This is a genomic window from Mycobacterium timonense (assembly GCF_025821985.1).
GTDB lineage: Bacteria > Actinomycetota > Actinomycetes > Mycobacteriales > Mycobacteriaceae > Mycobacterium > Mycobacterium avium.
This window is the reverse complement of record NZ_JACKSY010000067.1, coordinates 1-5,211: the sequence shown is the minus strand read 5'-3', so window position 1 is coordinate 5,211 and position 5,211 is coordinate 1. Positions and strand designations below refer to the sequence as shown.

The window sequence follows — 5,211 nt, the reverse complement described above, 5'->3', positions numbered from 1 at the left end:
TCCTGCGTTGTGTGCGATCGAGGCCGAGGTAACGTTCGCGTTGCGAACCGTTCAGGCCAACGGGAACGGTGTCGGTGTTGGCCGTGTAGTCGGCCGGGACCGCGCTGGGGCTTGATGTCTGCATGACGGGATCCTCCTCGGGCGTGATAGCCAGTACGTTGACGGGCCAGTCGACGTTGTTGTGACCAAACGTCTGCCGGCGCGTTGCGCTACTGATCGCTTTTGCGTTCTCGTTTGTCATCCATCTTTCCTTGGACCTCGTCCTGCGTGAAATACGTTTGATGTCAAGTGAACTGGCGCGTTTGGGTTTTGCCAAGAGGTGTTGCTGATAAGCGGGCTTATCAGCGCGCTCCCCCGCACCGCGTTGAGATGAACCCGCTTCGCTGTCGGTGGGTGCTGGAATGCTATCGGCATGATCTACCAGCGGCCATTCGATAGCCATCGGAGTTGGGCTGTCGTCGACGTCGAAACATCGGGGATGCATCCCGAGACATCCCGGGTGATAAGCCTTGCCGCCCTCGCAATGTCCCCGAGCGGCGTCATAGAGCGGGCGGTTGTCAGTCTGCTCAACCCGGGAGTGGATCCGGGGCCGACAGACATCCACGGCTTGACCCGCGACATGCTCGCCGGGCACCCCCGCTTCGCCGATGTCGCTGCCGACCTGGCCGAGCTGCTTCAGGGGCGAATACTGGTGGCCCACAACGCCGCGTTCGATTACGCATTCCTGGCCGCCGAAGCGCGCATCGCCGGTGTCGCGCTACCTGTTGAGGCTGTGATGTGCACGGTCGAGCTGGCCAGCCGACTCCAGTTGGGCACCGACAACCTGAAATTGAGCACCTTGGCCAAATACTGGGAGATCACGCAGAGGCGTCCGCACGACGCCTTCGACGACGCCGTGGTGCTGACACAGGTGCTGATGCGCGCCTTAGACCGTGCGCGTGCTCTCGGTGTGCCGCTGCCGATCCGGGCGCCGGGCAGTGCGGCCGAGTTCGCGTTGTTTGGTGTGGACGGCGATTTCGATCTGAAGGCCAGCCAGCGCGGCCATGTTGAGCAGCGCATCCACGCTGAACCGGTCGATTTGGCGGCGAGCTAAGTAGGAGATGCGGGGCTGGGTCACGTTGAGGCGTTGGGCCGCTTCGGCTTGAGTCCATCCGTTGGCCGCGATGCGGTGGTTGATCGCATCGATCAGCTCAGCTCTCACCTGCATGTTCACCGCGGTGTCGGTGAAGTGTGCTGCCGGTTGCGGTGAGGGCATAACGAGGACCTTTCACGAGGTGGCCCTCACTTTATCGCCCGAGCTCTGGCCTGCTGTTAGTTGTTGGACGGTGTGGCGGTGGCGTCCTTGAGGGCTTGTTGCTGGGTGTCTGGCCAGCTGACCGCGGCGAGCTGTTGGCCGTGGCGGCCGCGGAAGATGCCGATCAGCACCGGGTTGGCGCCGCTGGCGCGGGTGTAGGTGTAGACCGGGCCGCCGGAGTCGCCGTGGTCACTGGTCAGGTCGTATCGGCCGGGGTTGATGGTGAACCAGCCGGGGTGGACGTCGGCGATGAGGCCGCAGGAGCGGCCGGTGGTGGCTCCGAGGTGGCAGACCGGCATGCCAGGCTGCGGCTGCAGGCCGGGTTGGGTGATTAGTGGCCGGGTGAAGGTGGGGCCGAGCAGGTTGGTGACGGTGCCGGCGGAGCGCTGGAGGCTGATGGCTTCGTAGTCGATCACTGTGTCTTGTGATCCGGTGGTGGGTTGGCCGGCGCGATTGGTGTGTGAGTAGAGAACGGTGCCGATGCGGTTGCCGGCCGTGTCGCGGACCTGGCCGTCGCTGTTGCAGTGGCCGGCCGAGTAGCCGATGTGATTGGTGGTGTCGACGTAGGCGAGGGTGCATTTGGTGCTGCCCTGCACGATCGTCATTCCCGGGAAGACCATCGTGTTGGCGGCGGATGCCGGCGGTGCAAGAAGAGCCACGCTGGCCGTGATCAGCAATGCGGCGGCCGCGGTGAACAGCCCCCTCAGTCGGATCGTCACGCGCGTTGCCTTTCCTCGTGCTCGATGAACGCCTCTACTTGCTCGATCAGCGCCGCGGTGGCGGTGACTTTGCGCCGCTCGCGCACCGACCGGTACAGAACGGCCTGTTCGAATCGCATTTTCAGCTCGTAGGGCACGCGGAAGCTGATTTGGACCTGGTCGTCGCCGGCGGCTGGCTCGGGCATCAGCGCCTCTCTCCTGACTGGCGCGCTCACAGGACGCGCATCTCACAGAGATGCTAGCTAGCTCCATTGCTTGATTGGTAGAGGACAAGCTCGCTCCCGCGCATGGTCTCGTGATTGCTGGCTTCCGTGCTTGTTGGCTTTTATGATTCCATGCTTGCTGCTGTTATAGCTTGCTAGCTTCTTGACTGTGGTCTTCTCCATGGTTCAAGGGCGGTTGAGATGAGAAGGTTCGTCGAGAAAATCACCAAGGCCGCCAAGAAGGCGGGACTGAGCTTCGACATACAGCGCGAAGGAGGAAACCACACCATCTACAACCTCGACAGGCTGATCATCCCGATCGCACGCCACCAGCAGCTCGACGGCTACCTGGCCATCAAGATCTACAAACAATGCGAACCGAAACTAGGGAAGGGGTGGTGGCGTTGACCACGGCCTTCACGGCGGTCGCCACCCGTGGTGACCGCTACTGGCTCGTGCACATCCCCGAACTCGACCAGTACACCCAGGCCCGAAACCTCGCCGAAGTCGAACCGATGGCCCGCGACCTCATCGCACTGCTCAACGAAATCCCCGACGACTCATTCCACCTCGACGTCCGCATCGAGCTGCCCGAGCACGTACGACACCACCTCGAGCTCGCCCGCAAGTACAGCGAAGACGCCGCACGCGCCCCCGCGCGCGAACGCCGCGCAGCAGCACGAGAACTCAAAGCCCGGGGACTCACAGTCCGAGACATCGGCACAGCGCTCGGAATTTCACACCAGCGCGCACAGCAGCTCTTGGCGTAAACGATTCCCGTCAAGTTGATTTCAAGCCATGAGCGACGCAGAACATCTGGTTGACGCCCACCTCGCAGCCGCCCGGCGCGTGCTCGGAACAGGCGCAGGCCCCACCGAGTGGGCGACGCCAAACCAAACCGGATCACCGGCCTCCCCGAACTGGGACGGAGAGACCGCCGAACGCGCCCGCACGGCCACCCAGCACCTCGAAAACCTTCGCGACGAACTGCACCAGGCCCGAAGCACCGCGGCCACCGTCTTCGCTGAAGCCAGCACGATTTCACGAGACGCCCACAGTGCCCTTGAGGCGATCGAAACCGCTTGGGCCAACGACAAAGCCACGCTCAAGCCAATGGCCGATAGCGCATTCGGCAAAGGCGCTCTACTTCAGGCCGGCATTGCCCGCATCAACGAAGCACACAACGTCGTCGCCACCGCCGCAGCGCGATTCGCCGAAGCAGCACAACGACTTCCCGAGGTTCCACGCACAGCTCTCGCGGTTGCCGCCGGCCAGGTAGCACTCGAACCGCCGGCCGGCTACATCATCTGGTGCACGCCGGCGAGCCTGGTACCCGGCTTCATCTGTGAATTCCTGCAAAGCGACGGTTCAATCATCTGGAGACATTCACCGATCGACATCACCGGAGGCATGCCATGAAGATCGAAACACAGGCCGACGTCGAGCGCCTAATGGCCGAGCGGAATATCTCTTTCGTGTTCCGGCCGTCCATAACCGAGCAGCCCGACGGAACGTGGATTGCCTGCTACCCGGGCGCCGACTGGTCAGTCTCGGGCCGCGACGCCGAAGAGGCACGCCGAGCGCTGCACGCTGAGGAGCTCGCCCGAATGCGCGACCCCAAGAATGCCAATTGGAAGGTGGAAGCTGTCCGTCGGCACTTGACCGAGGGGCCCATCGATGGTGTCTACGAACTCGACAACGAGACCGCCGACCGTGTAATCGATGACGGGACGCAGGCGGCGCTCGACGCCGAGATAGCACTGATCGACCAGGAGCGCGGGCACCCTTAGCAGGGCGACCGGCAAACGGTCGCCACCGCCCGAAGCGCGGCTGTTGGGACCCGTGAAATCAATACGGTTTGGCCGTCGCGTAAGCCACATGCCTCCCATAGCCTGATCCCAACTGGTCATCGACGAAGGGAACAGAGCAGGTGGACGACAAATTCGAAAGTTTCATAGTGGCTGCAACGGCTTTGATGCGACGAGCAGCGGCGCTACCAATCGTAGCCGCCAATCCTCAAGCCTCCCAACGAATTGCCGCCGCGATCACCGATGTATCTAGGATGCGGCAGATAAACATCAACGACCCGAAACTGTTCGTCGAGGTGGTCGACGGCAAGTTAGCTGAAGTTCAACACGCTGTCGCGCTGGCCCAGGCCGGCAGCCGATAAGCCCCACAGGCAGCGCCCAACCGCTACCCCTGATATAGCTGTCGAGGTAGCGCCACGCGATCCGAGTTACTTCAGTTGCCGGCGTGGACTGAGGATGCGTGGCACAGAAGAATTCCACGAATTGTGCCGGGCTCATCTCTGGAAAGCCTTCCAGCGCACAGTCAGCCTGGGTGATCGCGGCCAGAGGCTCCCGTCGAACCGAGACCACCTCGACGTCGACGATCCGCACCAACGGCTCGCCCCGGCGGCGCCCCATTCATTTCGGCGGATGTTGTCGTCTTTGTGGAAGGCGATCCAACCGCGCTGTGCTGTGAGGGCGATCCACTCGTTGTCGGCCACGGTTTGGGCGCGTGTTTCTCCGTAGTGCTCACGCATTGTCGTTAGTGCGATGCCTGCGGCGCGGAGGAGCTTGGGTAGCTGGATTGCGCCGAGGCTACGGTCGATGAAGACGTGCGGGAGTTGGGCCGCGAGTGGGTCAGGCGGCGATGGCGTCGAGGGCGTCACGGAGTTCGGCTTCGGTCACGCCGTAGTCGTGGGCGACCGTTTCGAATGTTTCGCCGGCGCGCAGCGGACCTAGGGCGTCGGCGACTTTGGCACCACTCTTGTCGAAGACAGGTTGGCCGTATCCCCGATACGGGTCAAGCACTACGTCGGCGGCGCCGTACTGAGGGAGGCGGATCATTTCGGCGAATTTGTCGTCGCCGAAACGGATTTGCTTGAGGTAGTGCGCAACGATGTCTTTGAAGACGTACTGGCCGGATCTCGGCACGATGAGGCCTTTGACGACTTGTTCGTCGGGGCTGCCTTCGCCGGCCCGTTGAGCGA

9 protein-coding genes and 3 pseudogenes are annotated in these 5,211 nt (G+C 62.8%); 6 read left to right on the top strand and 6 right to left on the bottom strand.

Annotated elements, in window-relative coordinates; genetic code table 11:
* Positions 1-241: pseudogene (locus H7I87_RS18395) on the bottom strand (hypothetical protein); the annotation flags it as partial.
* A gap of 171 nt (positions 242-412) precedes the next feature.
* Here H7I87_RS18395 and H7I87_RS18390 point away from each other — a divergent pair.
* A pseudogene (locus H7I87_RS18390) lies at positions 413-964 on the top strand (exonuclease domain-containing protein); the annotation flags it as partial.
* On the opposite strand, the gene H7I87_RS18385 reads toward H7I87_RS18390, so the two are convergent.
* The 3 genes from H7I87_RS18385 to H7I87_RS18375 form a co-directional block, all read right to left on the bottom strand.
* Positions 926-1,207: a helix-turn-helix domain-containing protein gene (locus tag H7I87_RS18385; protein WP_139800267.1), complete on the bottom strand. Its 282-nt coding sequence runs from the start codon at positions 1,205-1,207 to the stop codon at positions 926-928. The pseudogene H7I87_RS18390 and the gene H7I87_RS18385 overlap by 39 nt on opposite strands.
* 104 nt (positions 1,208-1,311) lie before the next feature.
* Positions 1,312-2,013: an Rv1815 family serine proteinase gene (locus H7I87_RS18380; RefSeq protein WP_231113853.1), complete on the bottom strand. Its 702-nt coding sequence runs from the start codon at positions 2,011-2,013 to the stop codon at positions 1,312-1,314.
* Positions 2,010-2,198 (bottom strand): hypothetical protein, encoded by a 189-nt coding sequence (locus H7I87_RS18375; RefSeq protein WP_045374725.1) that lies wholly within the window; start codon positions 2,196-2,198, stop codon positions 2,010-2,012. Before H7I87_RS18375 ends, H7I87_RS18380 begins: the two co-directional genes overlap by 4 nt.
* A 219-nt stretch (positions 2,199-2,417) precedes the next feature.
* On the opposite strand from H7I87_RS18375, the gene H7I87_RS18370 reads away from it, so the two are divergent.
* The 5 genes from H7I87_RS18370 (at position 2,418) to H7I87_RS18350 (ending at position 4,386) form a co-directional block, all read left to right on the top strand.
* Positions 2,418-2,624: a hypothetical protein gene (locus H7I87_RS18370; protein WP_063967127.1), complete on the top strand. Its 207-nt coding sequence runs from the start codon at positions 2,418-2,420 to the stop codon at positions 2,622-2,624.
* Positions 2,615-2,986: a hypothetical protein gene (locus H7I87_RS18365; RefSeq protein WP_264002807.1), complete on the top strand. Its 372-nt coding sequence runs from the start codon at positions 2,615-2,617 to the stop codon at positions 2,984-2,986. Before H7I87_RS18370 ends, H7I87_RS18365 begins: the two co-directional genes overlap by 10 nt.
* 28 nt (positions 2,987-3,014) lie before the next feature.
* Entirely contained in the window at positions 3,015-3,635 is a 621-nt protein-coding gene (locus tag H7I87_RS18360; RefSeq protein WP_063967129.1) for a hypothetical protein, read from the top strand.
* Positions 3,632-4,006 (top strand): hypothetical protein, encoded by a 375-nt coding sequence (locus H7I87_RS18355; protein ID WP_063967130.1) that lies wholly within the window; start codon positions 3,632-3,634, stop codon positions 4,004-4,006. The genes H7I87_RS18360 and H7I87_RS18355 overlap by 4 nt, the downstream gene beginning before the upstream one ends.
* A 140-nt stretch (positions 4,007-4,146) precedes the next feature.
* The gene (locus H7I87_RS18350) at positions 4,147-4,386 is read left to right on the top strand and encodes a hypothetical protein (protein ID WP_142277700.1); all 240 of its coding nucleotides are present in this window, start codon (positions 4,147-4,149) and stop codon (positions 4,384-4,386) included.
* 132 nt (positions 4,387-4,518) lie between these two features.
* Here H7I87_RS18350 and H7I87_RS29325 read toward each other — a convergent pair whose 3' ends face one another.
* Both H7I87_RS29325 and H7I87_RS18340 read right to left on the bottom strand, forming a co-directional pair.
* Positions 4,519-4,890: a PIN-like domain-containing protein gene (locus tag H7I87_RS29325; protein WP_443677348.1), complete on the bottom strand. Its 372-nt coding sequence runs from the start codon at positions 4,888-4,890 to the stop codon at positions 4,519-4,521.
* Positions 4,862-5,211, bottom strand: a pseudogene (locus H7I87_RS18340) (Rv2018 family toxin-antitoxin system antitoxin); the annotation flags it as partial. The pseudogene H7I87_RS18340 and the gene H7I87_RS29325, both read right to left, overlap by 29 nt.